At 35.7% G+C, this 15,788-nt stretch carries 16 protein-coding genes; 11 read left to right on the top strand and 5 right to left on the bottom strand.

The features are described 5' to 3' along the window. Positions 1-38: 38 nt before the first annotated feature. From ligD (ACK4M9_RS18785) to ku, 3 genes are read right to left on the bottom strand one after another with little or no spacing between them, the layout of a single operon-like run. The gene (gene ligD, locus ACK4M9_RS18785; protein ID WP_409853978.1) at positions 39-959 is read right to left on the bottom strand and encodes a non-homologous end-joining DNA ligase; all 921 of its coding nucleotides are present in this window, start codon (positions 957-959) and stop codon (positions 39-41) included. After that, positions 926-1,861 (bottom strand): non-homologous end-joining DNA ligase, encoded by a 936-nt coding sequence (gene ligD / locus ACK4M9_RS18780; RefSeq protein ID WP_409853975.1) that lies wholly within the window; start codon positions 1,859-1,861, stop codon positions 926-928. The genes ligD (ACK4M9_RS18785) and ligD (ACK4M9_RS18780) overlap by 34 nt, the downstream gene beginning before the upstream one ends. Beyond that, positions 1,861-2,670 (bottom strand): non-homologous end joining protein Ku, encoded by an 810-nt coding sequence (ku, locus tag ACK4M9_RS18775; protein WP_409854054.1) that lies wholly within the window; start codon positions 2,668-2,670, stop codon positions 1,861-1,863. Before ku ends, ligD (ACK4M9_RS18780) begins: the two co-directional genes overlap by 1 nt. Before the next feature lie 294 nt (positions 2,671-2,964). Here ku and ACK4M9_RS18770 point away from each other — a divergent pair, with 294 nt between their 5' ends. Further along, positions 2,965-3,423: a VanZ family protein gene (locus ACK4M9_RS18770; RefSeq protein WP_409853972.1), complete on the top strand. Its 459-nt coding sequence runs from the start codon at positions 2,965-2,967 to the stop codon at positions 3,421-3,423. A gap of 59 nt (positions 3,424-3,482) precedes the next feature. Here ACK4M9_RS18770 and ACK4M9_RS18765 read toward each other — a convergent pair whose 3' ends face one another. After that, positions 3,483-4,106, bottom strand: a complete 624-nt coding sequence (locus ACK4M9_RS18765) for a TVP38/TMEM64 family protein (RefSeq protein WP_409853969.1) — start codon at positions 4,104-4,106, stop codon at positions 3,483-3,485. A gap of 272 nt (positions 4,107-4,378) precedes the next feature. On the opposite strand from ACK4M9_RS18765, the gene ACK4M9_RS18760 reads away from it, so the two are divergent. The 8 genes from ACK4M9_RS18760 to ACK4M9_RS18725 all read left to right on the top strand — a co-directional run bounded on the left by ACK4M9_RS18760 (position 4,379) and on the right by ACK4M9_RS18725 (position 11,848). Then, entirely contained in the window at positions 4,379-5,002 is a 624-nt protein-coding gene (locus ACK4M9_RS18760; RefSeq protein WP_409853967.1) for a hypothetical protein, read from the top strand. 100 nt (positions 5,003-5,102) lie between these two features. Next, complete coding sequence (locus ACK4M9_RS18755) at positions 5,103-6,035, top strand: DMT family transporter (RefSeq protein WP_409853964.1); 933 nt, start codon at positions 5,103-5,105, stop codon at positions 6,033-6,035. Positions 6,036-6,314: 279 nt separating this feature from the next. Continuing rightward, positions 6,315-6,533 carry a hypothetical protein gene (locus ACK4M9_RS18750; RefSeq protein WP_409853961.1) on the top strand — a complete coding sequence of 73 codons (219 nt, stop codon included), beginning with the start codon at positions 6,315-6,317 and terminating at the stop codon, positions 6,531-6,533. Positions 6,534-6,636: 103 nt separating this feature from the next. Next, positions 6,637-8,973, top strand: a complete 2,337-nt coding sequence (locus ACK4M9_RS18745) for an AAA family ATPase (RefSeq protein ID WP_409853959.1) — start codon at positions 6,637-6,639, stop codon at positions 8,971-8,973. A 1-nt stretch (position 8,974) separates the two neighbouring features. Continuing rightward, positions 8,975-9,394, top strand: a complete 420-nt coding sequence (locus ACK4M9_RS18740) for an acyl-CoA thioesterase (protein ID WP_409853956.1) — start codon at positions 8,975-8,977, stop codon at positions 9,392-9,394. Positions 9,395-9,556: 162 nt separating this feature from the next. After that, positions 9,557-9,784 carry a small acid-soluble spore protein Tlp gene (gene tlp, locus ACK4M9_RS18735; RefSeq protein ID WP_409853954.1) on the top strand — a complete coding sequence of 76 codons (228 nt, stop codon included), beginning with the start codon at positions 9,557-9,559 and terminating at the stop codon, positions 9,782-9,784. Positions 9,785-10,126: 342 nt separating this feature from the next. After that, positions 10,127-10,954 (top strand): ammonia-dependent NAD(+) synthetase, encoded by an 828-nt coding sequence (gene nadE / locus ACK4M9_RS18730; protein ID WP_409853951.1) that lies wholly within the window; start codon positions 10,127-10,129, stop codon positions 10,952-10,954. A 39-nt stretch (positions 10,955-10,993) separates the two neighbouring features. Continuing rightward, positions 10,994-11,848, top strand: coding sequence for a PHP domain-containing protein (locus ACK4M9_RS18725; protein WP_409853948.1), 855 nt, complete (start codon positions 10,994-10,996; stop codon positions 11,846-11,848). Positions 11,849-12,681: 833 nt separating this feature from the next. Here ACK4M9_RS18725 and ACK4M9_RS18720 read toward each other — a convergent pair. Then, positions 12,682-13,347, bottom strand: a complete 666-nt coding sequence (locus ACK4M9_RS18720; protein ID WP_409853945.1) for a reverse transcriptase-like protein — start codon at positions 13,345-13,347, stop codon at positions 12,682-12,684. A 174-nt stretch (positions 13,348-13,521) separates the two neighbouring features. Here ACK4M9_RS18720 and metA point away from each other — a divergent pair, with 174 nt between their 5' ends. Continuing rightward, positions 13,522-14,439 carry a homoserine O-acetyltransferase MetA gene (gene metA / locus ACK4M9_RS18715; RefSeq protein ID WP_409853942.1) on the top strand — a complete coding sequence of 306 codons (918 nt, stop codon included), beginning with the start codon at positions 13,522-13,524 and terminating at the stop codon, positions 14,437-14,439. Between the two features lie 158 nt (positions 14,440-14,597). Then, positions 14,598-15,680: a hypothetical protein gene (locus ACK4M9_RS18710; RefSeq protein ID WP_409853939.1), complete on the top strand. Its 1,083-nt coding sequence runs from the start codon at positions 14,598-14,600 to the stop codon at positions 15,678-15,680. The last annotated feature ends 108 nt before the right edge of the window (positions 15,681-15,788 follow it).

Raw genomic sequence — 15,788 nt, 5'->3', positions numbered from 1 at the left:
GATCCTTAAAAAGGAACAAAGAAAAGGCTTAACTCTATTTAATTAGAGTAAGCCTTTTTCACGTTTTCTAAAACCTGATTAAATGGTTGTTTCTTTTTAGCTTCAAAGAAATCAGCAAAGGGAAGAATACCATTTCTGATTCTCTTAATGCCTTCCTCCATTGGAAATTGAGTCGGATGAAGATTTTCAGTTACTTCAGACCAATGAAGCGGTGTCGCCATAAGCGCATCTTTGTTTCCTCGTAACGAGTAAGGTGCGATAATTGTCTTTCCTTCTGCGTGCTGTATAAAGTCAATGTAAAGCCGATTGTTACGATTTTTCTTTAAGCGTTCAGTTGTAAATGATTTAGGATATTTTGTTTCGAGAAAGCTTGCAATAAAGCTTGTAAAAATTCGAGTATCTGCATATGAGTATGTTTCATCTAATGGTAAATAAATTTGCAATCCTTTATTACCCGAAGTTTTAATAAATGAATGCAGTTTTAAATTATCAAAAACTTCCTTTAAGATGAGTGCAGCATCAATAGCTAGATGAAATTCCTTTTGTGATGGTGGGTCTAAGTCAAAAACAATCTCACTTGGGTTTTTACTATGAACCGTTTGAAAAGGAATATGAAATTCAATTGCAGCTTGATTTCCCAACCAGTACAGGGTGGGTAGCTTTGAACATACGATATAGTCGATTCCGTCAGCTTCTTTTGTTTCGACATAGTCGGGAGCATAATCTGGACAATTTTTTTGGTAAAATGATTCTTTATTAACTCCGTTTGGAAAGCGTATGACTGTTAATAATCGATGTTCTAAAAACGGGAGCATATGGGGAGCTACCACGGTTAAAAACTTTAAATAATCAAATTTACTAAGCTCTTTTTCTGGCCAAATTAGCTTTTCAATATTTGTCAGTGTCACTTTCTGCCCTTCTACACTTATCTCAGCTCTGTCTTTGGTATAGCTTCCCATGTACAATCCTCCCATTTCTTATCAAGTCGAAAACGTCGAAATTTAGGATGCCGGAGTTCATTTTTACTTAGCTCTAGAAACTCAACCTCAATACAAATACTAGGCTTGACATACGTTAGTCCTTGCTCGGTTTTAACTCTATTTTTTTTGATAATCGCTATTAGTGCTTCTTTTTCCTCTTTTGTAAAGCCTTGGCCTACTTTGCCAATTAATTTAATTTCATTTTGATATATGCAACCGATATGAAAAAATGCATTTGTTTCGTCATAAGCTAACACAAAAAAAGAGGCGATCGCCATATTTTTAATTTTTTGCCATTGTTTTGAGCGGCCTTCCTGCCATAAGCTTAGTTTTTGCTTAGCAATTAAGCCCTCGCCTTTCTCACTTAAAACATCTCCCCACAATCGGTGCGGTTGTTCATGATGTTCAACATAATCTACAAAGGATTGTTTCCCGAATTGTTCAAGTAGTGCTTTTAACTGTTTTTTTCGCTCGATAAGAGCCATTTTTGTTTTGTAGTCCCCATTTTCCATAAGTAAATCAAAAGCTAAAAAAGTAACGGGACTTACTTTTTTAGCTTGTTCAATTTTTTCTAGACTTTTCAAGCGACCTCGCTTTTGGATTTTTTCAAAATTCGCCCTTATAGGAGAGTCAAGGACACATAACTCACCGTCAAGAATGATCGGGAGAGGTAGGTCTTGTACCCTCATCTTAAAGGCTTCAATAATTTCTGGGAATTGTTCATTTAAAATATTTTGATTACGACTAACAATCGTTATTTTTTCTTCCTCAAGATAGACGATCGCTCGAAAACCATCGTATTTAACTTCATAAACCCAATCGGTGCCGCTTGGAATTTCGGTAACTAATGATGGAAGCATCGGTTTTAAAAGCTTAACCATTAACCAGTTGCTTTCTTTGTCCTAGTTGTTTTTCGTTTTTTCGGCTTTGTTTGGTCGATGCTTGCTTGTAATGCTTCCATTAAATCAACAACATTTGTTTGCGGTGTTTGTTTTGATGTTTTTACTTCATTTCCGGTAATTTTTGCTTGAATTAAGTCCATCAAAGCGGTACGATAATCATCTGTATATTTCTCAGGTTCAAATGTCGTCGTTAATTGTTCAATTAGTTGGATTGCGGTTTCCATTTCTTTTTCACTTAATTCGATATTATCGGGTACTCCAGGAACTTGATCAATGTTCCGTACTTCATCAGGGAAATAAATCGTTTCAAGAACAAGGGTATTTTTATAAACGCGGACAACGGCTAAATTTTGTTTTGAACGGATCGTTATTTTGGCAATCCCGATTTTACCAGATTGATCCATCGCTTGTTTTAGTAGCATGTACGCTTTTTGACCATTATCGTTTGGACCAATGAAATAAGAGCGGTTAAAATAAATTGGGTCGATTTCTTCTAATTTTACAAAGTCGATTATTTCGACACTTTTGTTCTGTTCTTGCTCGATCTTTTCTAAATCTTCTGCATCTAATAGGACAAACTTGCCTGGTTCATACTCATAGCCCTTTACGATTTCATCATTTTCAACTTCCTTTTCACAGACAGGGCAGGTGCGCTCATATTTAATTGGACTATTGCATTCTTTATGAATCATTCTAAGTTTTATGTCTTTATTTTCGGTTGCTGAATATAGTTTTATTGGAATATGGACTAAACCAAAGCTTATCGAGCCTTTCCACATTGTATGCATCATTTGTCACTCCTCTAAAAAATAGTTTTACTTTTATTAGTATGTACGTCTCAAGTAAAGGGAGTCTGTAAGCTTTTACCTAAATGGGAAATTTGTCTATATAAAGAGAGAAAATAATGCTTGTCAAAAGTGGTGACACCGTTTCATAATGGAAAGGGAGTACGAAAATGCTTTTACGTTTCATTCCTAAGTTATACGTAACTTGGCGCTAGATTTTTTATCAAAGGAGTGTTTCAAATTCAACCCCAACCTGAGTTTCATTTTGTTAAACGTCCTAGTAAACCAAAGAAAAGAATGATTCTTAAAGATGGACTAATCCTTTGTCTGTTTGTTTATTTGTTAGCAGTCATTTATGTAACTTTGTTTATGTGGAATTACGGTGCTTCATTAGGACCTGTCGGGCCTGGAGGGAGAAATTATAATTTTATCCCATTTCGAAGTATCTACCGAATTGCTGTATATAGTCCAACAATTGTTGCACCAATTAAAATATTGGTTGGCAATATTATACTGTTTATTCCATTTGGGTTTTTAGTTCCGATAGCTTTCAAAAGTTTAAGAACGAAAGTAATGGGAACAACATTTTTGGGAATGTTATTTTCTATTTTAATTGAAAGTAGTCAATATTTATTTACGTACCGGGTCTCAAATATTGATGATGTCATTTTAAATACGTTAGGGGCTTTTATTGGGGCGGTTATGATTAGGATCTGCTTTTTCATTAAATCAAAAATTTGGTATTTTAAAACATAAAAGGATGAACCAAAGGTAATAGCGATTTGCTATATCGGAGTGGTTCATCCTTTTCATGTTTAATTTATAGGTAATGACTTTTTCCAACGGGTATAAAAATAAATCGTTAATAAGATGATTAGTGCATACAAGGCAATAACAAAAAACACTTCTCGGTTAGTCGATACAAGGGAGTGGCCCAACACAGCGAATAAAAGCATCGCGGGAATTTTCCCTAAGCTTGAGGCTATTGTGTAGCTAACAAAAGATACACGACTGACAGCGCTATATGCGTTTACAACAATCGACGGAATGAACGGAATTAACCGTGATACCAGTATCGTAATAAAGGCATTACGTTCAAACATAACCGTAATCATCTCTAATCGTTTATAACGACGAATAATTCTTAATCCCCAGTTTTGAAACACAAAACGGATAAAAAGGAACATAATGATTGATGCTGCTGTTGAAGCAACCCACGTTACAAATCCGCCTAAAAATGTCCCATACATCGCTCCAATAATACCGCCGATAATTGGAAATGGGATGATCGGAAATAGCGCGAAAAGAGTTGCAATGAACATCGTAAAAAAGACTGAGCTATCTTTTGTTTGTTGGAACCAAAACAATAACTCATCTTGAAATACAAAAATAACAATGGCAATAAATAAGTAAAAAACAAATAAGAACAGTTTATTCATGATGTCTCTCCTAACAAATAAACAAGAATCCGCACTTGGCAAATCCATCGATTTTAATAGTCACACTGGCGCTCATAGAAATTATCGCAACTCTTTGCAAACAACAGTAAAAGGCTTGTTTTACATCTATAGATTTTACCATAGAACGTTTTAAAACCAATTAAAAATGCTTTTAATTTCAGTAAATTATTCTTTTCATATGATAACATGTTTGTTATGATATTAATACAATAAAACTAAGTGGTTAACTCGGAATTAAGAAGGTGACAAGCATGGCAAAGCGATTGATATATCCGTTTTTCTTAATTGTTTTTATGATAGGTTTTTACAATTTAATTTTAATGAACAATGCTATTAAGGAAACAATCGTCACCGATGGGATTGTTTTTGAAAGGCTCGAAGAAGCTGTATTAGCTGGATATGGAAAGAATGATAGACTCACGCTACTGCAAACAGGAGAAAAAAATGTAAATATCCATTACGTTCTGTACGCGATTAATCAGGAGCAGTTAATGAGCGAACTTTTTTATAAAAGCGAAGCAGGGTATGAGCGAATTATAGATAGCCGTTTGATCATAGGGGGAACGTCTTTACAAGACGCCGAATATAAAATTCGGACATTTTTAATTACGGATGGACCTTGGTTAACAAATGGTACGCCTTTTACCTATGTCACCATCGGCTATATTCAAACACCCGAGCAAGTAGATAATGTAGAAATTAGGTATGAAGAGCTATATAAGAAAGTAGCTGTTGAAAATCAATCGTTCTTTAACATAGCTAGCTCAACGCACCAGTGGGACACACTGCATCCAATTATTTTTTATGATCAGAATAGAGAGGAGATTGGAGGTTATTTAACGGATTTAGTAGTTTCAGGTGCTTATTGTCATTAGACGGAGTGATCCGTCTCTTTTTTATTTTTAAAAACGATGGAATTTTTGTTCGAAATGAGTTATATTTCGGGTAACGAAAAATAATAGTGAGGGATTATGAGTGAAAACTAAAAAAATTTGGCTTATTTATTTAATGTTAGCTTTAGCAACTAGTACATGGGGAAGTGCCTTTATTGCAGGGAAAATTGCGATCCAAAGCTTTGAACCAGCAACGGTTGCTTTTCTTCGTTTTTTTGGTGCGGCGATTTTACTTTTACCATTGATGTGGTATTTAGAAAAAGATATTCCTAAGCCTTCAAAAAAAGATTGGTTCTTATTTGCGATGCTTGGATTGACGGGGATTGCGCTTTATAATATTTTCTTTTTTGTTGCTAGTAAACATGCTCCAGTTATTAAAAGCTCTCTGTTTATTGCCTCTAATCCTATCTTGATTATAGTGTTATCAGGTTTGTTTTTAAAAGAAAAAATCTCACGAAACCAAATATTTGGTCTCATTTTAGCGCTGTTAGGTGTTTCTTTCATCATTACGAACGGACATCTTGAAGTATTCTTGACGATGGATTTTGAGGCAATTGATCTCGTCCTACTTGGAGCTGTCATTTGTTGGGCTTTATACAGTGTCATTGGTAGGGTTGTATTGAGGAAGTTCAGTTCAATTGTTTCAACAACGTATGCGGTCGCATTTGGAACACTGTTTTTATTTCCCTTTGCCGTGTTGGAAACAACAGTTACTGATTTAGCCTCAAGTACATTCGCGGCATGGCTCTCGATTGGTCATATGAGCGTATTTGTGACGGTTGTCTCCTTTATTATGTATTATTACGGAATACAACAAATTGGAGCAGCGAAAGCATCAATATTTATCAACTTTATGCCCATCTCGGCAGTGATAATGGCAAGCTTATTTTTAGGGGAGTCCCTTACAATTCCGCATTTAATTGGAGCTGTTTTTGTATTAGGTGGAGTTACGTTGAGCACGTATAAACGTCCGGTTAAAAAAGCGAAACTGAACGAAATTAGAAAATTAGCCTAAATAATTCGACAAACTTTTGACTGAGAGCGACAGTGCTCTCCTTTTTTTGTTTAAGGAGGTATTTGGTTAAAAGGGTAGGGTTTATATACAAAAATAAGACAAGCTCAGTCTCTTTCTGTAATTAAAAAAATTCCATTATAATAATATAATTTAATTTCCGTCGAAAAACGAATTAATTTGCAAAACGAAAAGGTTTGAAGCACATTTTTTAACCGTATAGAATAAGTAGTACTATAATCTTTTTTTGTTGCAATGAGATATTTCGAAGGAGTGTTTTTTATGGATTTAAATTATGAAGAAATGACAACATGTGAAATTATTGAGTATTATAAAAGAGTAAAAGATTACATTGATCAAGGGTTTCGTGTGGAAGGATTAAAGGACGAATTGAACCTAATTTCAAAGACTTTAAAAGGAAAAAGTACTGAAATGAGTGGGTCAGAATTAGATCAATATTTAGTAGAGATTGAAACATATCTAAAGAGTATTCGCCACTAGTAGGACGAGAAATAAATATTCTTGTCCTTTTTTCATTTGCTGAGAAATTTTATCGTGAAAATGATACTATAAGAAAGATAGTTTTTCTAGGGTGGTGATTAAGATGAGTATTAGTACATACAGCTTTTTTGATATTGAAAAGTCCGTGGAAAAGTGGAGTGAAAATATTGACAGAGTTAACGAAGGCCAATTGCTTCGATTGTTACAAGCCGTCGATAAAATCCAGGAACAAACAAATAAAACAAGTACTTTAAAAGCAAAGTTGTATTCGATGATTGCCTATGCTAGGTTTAAGCGAGTCGCTCGGCTTGACCAAATCACACTCAGCTGGTTAGACAAAGCGATGGAAGTAGATGCGAAAGATCCACTAATTAATGAAACCTATATTAAAATTTATTTTATGCTACTAGATGCGCCGTTACTCCCTAGTCATTTTCCACAAATTCGTGAAACTGATCATGGTAATGCGAAAAAAAAATTAGCCAATGACTATTTGAAATTGGCCAATGAATTTTTTGAACGTGCTTCTTATTTTGAGGGAATTATTAATTCACTTATTCAGGCAGCTAGAAGGTTATATGACGATGAGAAAATTATTAAATTTGAGATTCTCGCAGAACTATTGCAGCAATTAAAGAAAGAATTACGGACAATCGTAAAGTCTACCGAGTCTTACTCTGATTCAGTGAAAGGCATTTATTACTCGCAAGCGCAACTTGCTGAAGTGAAAAAATCAATCGCTGAAATCGAAACACTACATAGAAAATGGCAGGAAACTACCGGACATAGTGAGATAGTCGATGCGTCTATGGAAAACTCTGCTTTAACAGAGTTGCAAAAAATGGTTGGCCTAACGGAGGTAAAGGAAAGAGTTGAAAAGCTTTACCATTACTTGTTGTATCAGAAAGTTCGAAAAGAAAAGGGTTACCTTTTAAAAGACGAATTGAGCTTAAATATGATCTTAACTGGTAATCCCGGAACAGGAAAAACAACGTTAGCGAGATTGCTTGCGAAAATATATTTTGAGCTCGGTATGTTACCTAGAGAAGAAGTGATTGAGGTCGACCGCTCACATTTAGTAGGTGGCTATGTTGGGCAAACCGAAGAGAATACGATGAATATCATTAAACAAGCGGTCGGTGGCGTGTTGTTTATCGATGAGGCGTATAGCTTGAAAAGAGAAGACAGTAGCGGCAATGATTATGGTCAAACAGTGATTGATACGCTTGTTTCAGCAATGACAAGCAGTGAATATGCAGGCAAGTTTGCTATTATTTTAGCCGGGTATCCTGAAGAGATGCGACAGTTTTTGTGGGCAAACCCAGGACTGCGCAGTCGTTTTCCAGAACCTAATCATATTCATTTACGTGATTATCTAGTTGATGAGTTAGTAGAAATTGCTGAATTAGTTGCAATTGATAATGATTTTACCTTCTCCGAAGAAGCGATTATCGAACTGAAGAAGCGGATTGAAGGAGAACAAGTAGATATAACTTTTGGTAATGCTAGAACTGTTAAAAACATCGTTCTTGATGCGATTTTTCAAAAAGGGTCGCTTGTAGCCCTAAATGAACCGTTTAACAATGCGGATTTTACAATTTTAGAAAAAGAGGATGTTCGAGTTAAGCAAAAACATGAGGAAGAAATTCGTGGAATCGATCAATTAGATGCACTTGTTGGCTTACAAGATATAAAACAAGAGGTGAAGTCATTAATCTCGTTTGTAAAGGTTCAACAACTTCGCCGTGAAAAGAAACTGCCAACAGTGCCACTGCAACTCCATTCCATTTTTACTGGTAACCCTGGAACTGGAAAAACAACGGTTGCCAAAATATATGCCAAAATTTTAAAAGAGATTGGGCTTCTAAAAAGAGGTCATCTTGTTGTTGCCGGTAGAGGTGATCTTGTTGCCGGGTATACTGGTCAAACAGCACTAAAGACGAAGAAGAAGATTAGAGAGGCTTTAGGTGGTGTACTCTTTATTGACGAAGCTTATTCGTTAGTAGGAAACCAAGGCGATTTTGGCAAAGAGGCGATTGATACATTAGTAGATGAAATGACGAAGCACGATGATAATGTTGTTGTCATTTTAGCAGGTTATCCAAATGAGATCACAAAATTAATTGAAAGTAACCCTGGTCTTTCCTCACGGATGAAGAAACAGTACCATTTTGAGGATTATAAAACAGGTGAATTGGTTGAAATCGTAGAACTTTATGCGAAGCAATATGGGTATACACTGGCGAGTGACGTCAATAATTATCTACAAGCAAAACTAGCAGAGCGAAAGCCCGCTGGAAACGGGCGCTATGCGAAGGATCTTGTAGATTTAGCAATCCAGCATCATTCTCATCGGATTATGAGTGAGTCCGATGAACTTACAACGATTGAACTTACACAATTAATTGTAGAAGACTTTAGAAAATATAAGGAGGACTAACATGCATATTTCCAATGCAAAAATTGAAGTTCGTTACGCAGAAACAGATCAAATGGGTGTCGTTTATCACGCTAACTATCTGGTCTGGTGTGAAATTGGTCGGACAAAATTTATTGAGGATATCGGTTTTAAATACGCTCAATTGGAAAAAGAAGGTATTTTATCGCCAGTTGTTAATGTTCAATTTTCTTATAAGTATCCAGCGAAATATGGTGAAACTGTTGAAGTTCGAACATGGGTCGAAGACTATAATAGTGTGAAGGTTACATATGGTTATGAAATTGTTAACGAAGCAGGAAAAGTTTGTGTAACAGGAACGAGTGAACATGTCTGTGTAACGAAAGAATCGTTTCGTCCTATTTCGATTAAGCGAAAGTATCCAAGTTTGCATGAAGCGTATGAAAAAGTAAAGAAACAATAGGATATATGCATAAAACTTTTGCTATAGTAAAAAATAACTCTGTACTTTAATGAATTTCATAATTCATTATGTAATTGCGTAAAAATCATTCGCTTATCGCTTGATTAGGGTAATTATGAAATTCACTCACTTACGAATACTAAGGACAAGGGGACTTTATACATGGCAAAACCAGATAATCGTTATAATAATGCGGAGCGTTTGGAGCAAATGATAAATAACACCATTGAGAATTTAGAAGAAGCACATAAGACGCTGCAGAATGAAGATTTAAATGAAGTTGACAAAGAAGCGATTGAAGCAAAAAATGTAAGGCGTGAACAAAGCATAGAGAGCTTTAAAGCTGAGATGGAAGATGAAATTATAGCACGCGAAAACGGAGAAATTTAGTGATGAGAAGGTTAGGTTATATGCCTAGCCTTTTTCTGTGGAGATTGTTTTTGATTAAGAACTAAATATAATTTTATCGCCAATTCATAATGACATCAAAACAACTTTCTAGAAGATGTCGGTGGGTTTCCTTGTACGAGCCTCTAAAATTCGTTAGAGTTATATAGCGAGAGAGGAAGGGGATCGACGGTGCGTGGATTTTATACCATTGATGGTTTTCCATTTTTTTATCGTCGATCTTGTCGAAGCTTTTCTACTGCAGGAAATCTAACAAAATGTATGTGCTCGTTACTCATAAATGGTAAACTAAGGGTTGAGAAGTGAAAATTTTGGAGGTAAATGATGGGTGACATGCAAAACAAAATCATTGAAGCATTGAAGGTAAAACCTACAATTGATGTAAAAGCAGAGATTGAACAACGGGTTCAACTACTAAAACAATACGTAATGAAAACGAAAACAAAGGGCTATGTTTTAGGAATTTCAGGTGGACAAGATTCTACTTTAGCAGGCAGGCTTTGCCAAATAGCAATAAATGAATTAAACGAGACAAATGAAGGTGACCCTTATATGTTTATTGCTGTTCGTCTTCCATATGGAGAACAACAAGATGAACAAGATGCTCAAGATGCGTTAGCTTTTATTTCGCCTACAGAAACGCTAACAGTTAATATTAAAGATGCTGTTGATGCTTCCGTAAAAGCATTTTCAAACGCCACTGGGAATGAGCTTAGCGATTTTATGAAAGGTAATACAAAAGCAAGGGAGCGAATGAAGGTTCAGTATGACATCGGAGCATATTATCATTGTCTTGTTGTTGGAACTGATCATTCTGCAGAAGCGATTACTGGATTTTTTACGAAGCATGGTGATGGTGCTTGTGATATCGTTCCACTTTTTGGCTTAAATAAACGACAAGGCAAGCAATTGCTGCAGCATTTAGGTTGTCCCGAACACCTTTATTTGAAAGTTCCAACTGCTGATTTAGAAGACGACAAACCAGGCTTACCCGATGAAGCCGCATTAGGATTTACATACGAAAACATTGATGATTATCTAGAAGGAAAACAAGTTACTAATGATATTAGTGAGAAAATTGAAAAGAAATACATTGCTACAGAACATAAACGCCAAGGTGCGGTAACAGTTTATGATGAGTGGTGGAAATAATTTGAGAGTTTTACTCTTATTAAAAAAGGGGTGATTTAATTGCAGAATGCGGATTTACATATGCATACAACCGCCTCTGATGGAGGCTATTCCCCGTTAGAATTGGTGACTAAATGTAAGGAAGTCGGCTTAGAATACATTGCAATCACTGATCATGATACAGTTGGTGGTGTAGCAGAAGCGATCAAAGAAGGAGAAAAGCATGGGATAACTGTTATTTCTGGCATTGAATTTTCTACAAAAGAAGCCGGTGTCAGTGTTCATATTTTAGGGTACGGTATTGATGTCACTGATGCAGCCCTTTTAAAAATGCTCCAAGAACAACAACAGATGAGAAAAAAAAGAATGGAAGAAATGGTCACAAAATTTGCCGAACAAAATATTCACATCGATGAAGTAGAAATTCTAAAAGAGGCTGATGGTGGAAGTATTGGCAGACCTCATGTTGCGAAGGTGCTCGTAAAAATGGGTATCGTAAAAGATGTTGCAGAAGCATTCCATCTTTATTTGGCCGAAGGAAAACCTTGCTATGTGAAAAAAGAGCGAGAAATGACCCCATTAGAAGCACTCAAGTGGATTGAAGCTGCCAAAGGAGTAGCAATTGTTGCTCATCCAGTCTATTACGATTTAGATGACAAAATCGAAGAATGGGTAGCAACTGGTTTACTTCATGGGGTGGAAGTGTACCATCGTGATCACGAAGATGCAGTTCAAAAACATTATGAGCAACTAGTCAAGCGAATTGAGCAAAAATTTGATATCAGTCTTCTTAGAACAGGTGGCTCTGACTTTCATCATGAAGATTACGGAAGAGTTCGTCAACCGTTAGGAGAAACGCGGATTGATAACGAATTTGCGATTGAGTTACTGGCGAAAATTCAGTCAAGGAGCTAGCTTTAGTTGCTTTTATTTTTATACAATATACAGCCCAAAACGCTTCATTTCGTGCGTTTTGGGCTAGTTTGTTCAATAAAGATAGAATGAGTTTAATTTCGTACGTCTCAAAAACGATTAAAGGACATGAAACTCCAAAAAATGTAAAATTCAGTCCGTAAAAGGTAGTAACGAGGACGAAAATTCCTAATAACTGGAAAACACAGTCCATAAAATGAAGTAACGAGGACATGAATTCCTAATAACTGTAAAATCCAGTCCGTAAAAGGTAGTAACGAGGACGCGAACTCCTAATAAGTGGAAAATCCAGTCCGTAAAAGGTAGTAACGAGGACGTGAACTCCTAATAAGTGGAAAATCCAGTCCATAAAAGGTAGTAACGAGGACACGAACTCCTAGAAACTGTAAAATGCAGTCCGTAAAAGGTAGTAACGAGGACGCGAACTCCTAATAACTGTTAAATTCAGTCCATATAAGGTAGTAACAAGGACAGGACTCCCAATAACTGTAAAATTCAGTCCGTAAAAGGTAGTAATGAGGACGAAAATTCCTAATAACTGGAAAACGCAGTCCGTAAAAGGTAGTAATGAGGACGAAAATTCCTAATAACTGGAAAACACAGTCCGTAAAATGAAGTAACAAGGACACGAATTCCCAATAACTGTAAAATTTAGTCCATAAAAGGTAGTAACGAGGATACGAATTCCTAATAACTGTAAAACTCAGTCCAGTAACTAAGGTTTTGAAGACACGAACTCCTATAAACTGTAAAAATCAGGTGAACTTGTTTCTAAGACACCCCGAAAAATTGGTTAGAGGGGAATCTCTTTAAAGCTAATACTTTTTAACCTCACTTGTTGCGTCAATGTATGTTTCCAAAAGTGCTTGGGAGGCGAGTTGATCAGCTTCTTTGTTTTCGGCACGATTAATCGCTTCAAAGCTTACTTCAAGGCCAAGTGCTTTGATTTTCTCTTCAATTTTATCAAGCCACCGTATATGTTCTGGTTCATAACAAGGCCATTCACCTTTTGCTTGGTTAATAACGACTAAAGAATCGCCTTTCACTGTGACGGGTAGATGGTGAACTCCAAGGCGTTCTAATTCATTCATGGCAGTCCATAAAGCCGCAAATTCAGCTTCGTTGTTAGATGAGAGTTGTTCAAGTCGTTCATTTTTTCTTAAACGGAAGTATTTTTCATTTTGCTCATAGTAAATAGCAACCCCGACTCCAGATAGTCGCTCTTCTTCGTTAAAACCGCCATCAAAATAAATCAGGATATTGTGGGGTTCTTCTTTAAGACTTTCGAGATACTTGTGTAAGTGTTTTTTAAGCCAACTAGCATCTGTTTGATCAATGAAATTAATTTTGGCGATACGACCCGTTTTTTCAAGATCCTCACTTAAAAAAAGCGCTTCTTGAACAGGGAAAAAATCAGTCGTCAATTCATATTGATTTGTTCCATTTTTCGGTTTATAGAAAATTTCCAAACGTATCTTCATCGTTTCTCTCCTTTACTCCTTCAATTAACTAAAGAAATAATTGCGAATTTTATAAAAACATGATAACTTAAATACTTAAAAGGGTCTAATCATTCTTTTGGTTTCTTTTATTAATTGCCCTTAAAAATGAGTAATATCCATTGAGAATGGATTGTAGATCGAGGAGTGACAAAAATGCCAATTAAAATTCCTGACGCCCTTCCCGCAAAAGAAATCTTGTTGAAAGAAAATATTTTTGTTATGGATGAAAGCCGTGCGTTTAGTCAAGATATACGCCCGTTAAAAATTATTATTCTTAATCTTATGCCAGTAAAAGAAGTTACAGAAACTCAATTACTTCGTCTTTTAGGAAATACACCTTTACAAGTAGAAGTTGCGTTTATACATCCGGATACCCATCAATCAAAAAATACATCAGAGCAACATTTGACGGCATTTTATCAAACGTTTGCAGATATAAAAGATAAAAAATTTGATGGAATGATCATCACCGGAGCTCCTATTGAACATCTCCCTTTTGAAGATGTTACTTATTGGGAAGAATTACAACAAATTATGGATTGGTCTGTTCAAAATGTAACATCTACATTACATATATGCTGGGGAGCTCAAGCAGGTCTTTATCATCACTATGGTGTTCCAAAATATATGTTAAAAGAGAAAGTCTTTGGTGTTTTCCCACATATTATTTTTAACCGTAATGTAAACTTATTAAGAGGTTTTGATGATGAATATGTCGTACCGCAATCGCGATATACAGAGGTACGCAGGGAGGATATTGAAACCGTTTGCGATCTTGAAATTTTGTCAGAGTCACCTGAAAGTGGCGTAAATATTGTCGCATCAAAAAACGGCAAACAAATCTTTATTACCGGCCATTTTGAATATGATGCCACAACTTTAAAAAGTGAGTATCAAAGAGACATTGATAAAGGATTAGAAATTTGTTGTCCCTTAAACTATTTTTATAATAATGATCCAAGTTCTGAACCAAGGCTTCGTTGGAGAGCGCATGCTAATTTAATTTTTTCTAATTGGCTAAATTATTATGTGTACCAAGAAACACCTTATGATTTAACAAAACAAGAATAGACGAGAGTGTCAGTTCACAGCGTGTGTAAGTGCTGATAGCTGACACTTTTTGTGCTTTCTAGATGGAAAAGGTACCTCTTTGAAATTTTCCGCATACATTAAAAAATAGGTAACTGTCTATTAGAATGTACAAAGGAATCAGTTCAGGAGGTTTATAAATGAGTGTAAAACATTATTTTTTAGATGGAAATACGAGTAAAGGCTATGTCTCCCTAGTTAATCATATTGTCAATGCGATCAACAACGTATATATAATTAAAGGTAGTTTGAAGAGTGAAAAAACGAGGATTTTTAAACAGTTAAGTGATCATTTCGAGAAACAAGGTATAGAAATTTATTGGCTACACAACCCTTCCGACGAGAAAAAGTTAGATGGGATTGTTATTCCAAAAAAGGGCATCGCGATCATAGCTGGCTCTGAAAGAAATGGGATTGAAGCTAAATTCAGCAACTTTGTAGCAAAAGTTTTCGACCTTGATGAGGCTTTGGATCATTTACAATTAGTCATAAATAAAAATGCAATCATCAAGATGCAGACTGAAATTGAGCAATACCATGAAGAAGCTTATGCTAGGTTTGCTAAAGGAAAAGAAATTCATGAAAAGAAAGAAGAATTATATATTGCTGCTATGGATTTTGATAAAGCAAATAAAGTTACTGCACAATTAGCTGCAAAGCTTTTTCATAATGTTTCTGTAGCCCCTGAAAGTAGGATTGTTGAGCAGTTATTCTTCGGAGCAGCAACACCAAATGGTCCGATAAATTTTATTGACAATATTACGAGTGATCTTTCAAAAAGGTACATTATTAAAGGGCGATCTGGCAGCGGAAAAAGCACCGTCATGAGAAAAATCGGAAAATATGCTGAAAATGTTGGTTTGGCTGTCCAATACTTTCCTTGTGGCTTAGACCCGAACAGTCTAGATATGATTATTATTCCGACTTTAAGTGTAGCGATATTAGATGGAACAGCTCCTCATGTCATTGATCCGTCAAGACCTAATGATGAGGTGATCGACATGTTTGAGCTTTGCATGGATCAGTCTGTAGATAAAAAGTACGATCAAGAGTTTCACGAACTCCATCTTGCTTATAAACAAGAGATGAAGCAAGGGACAAAGTTTTTACAAGAGGCAAAAAAGGTAAACGACTCACTGGAATTGATTTTTGAAGAAGCAACGAATCAAACAATTCTAAGAGAAAAAACGAATCAAATACTATTTGAGCTAACAAACGAATAAGTGCTGTTTCTCCCTTAAAAGCTTTTGTAAAAACTAAGGTAATTAGCAATTATTTAACTCCCTTTAATATTGTCGTTTTGGAAAGAATACAAATATGGAGGGAGTTAA

This window comes from Anaerobacillus sp., assembly GCF_046314235.1.
Lineage (GTDB): Bacteria > Bacillota > Bacilli > Bacillales > Anaerobacillaceae > Anaerobacillus.
Note: the sequence above shows the minus strand (reverse complement) of the source record. Positions and strands in the feature narration are given on the sequence as shown.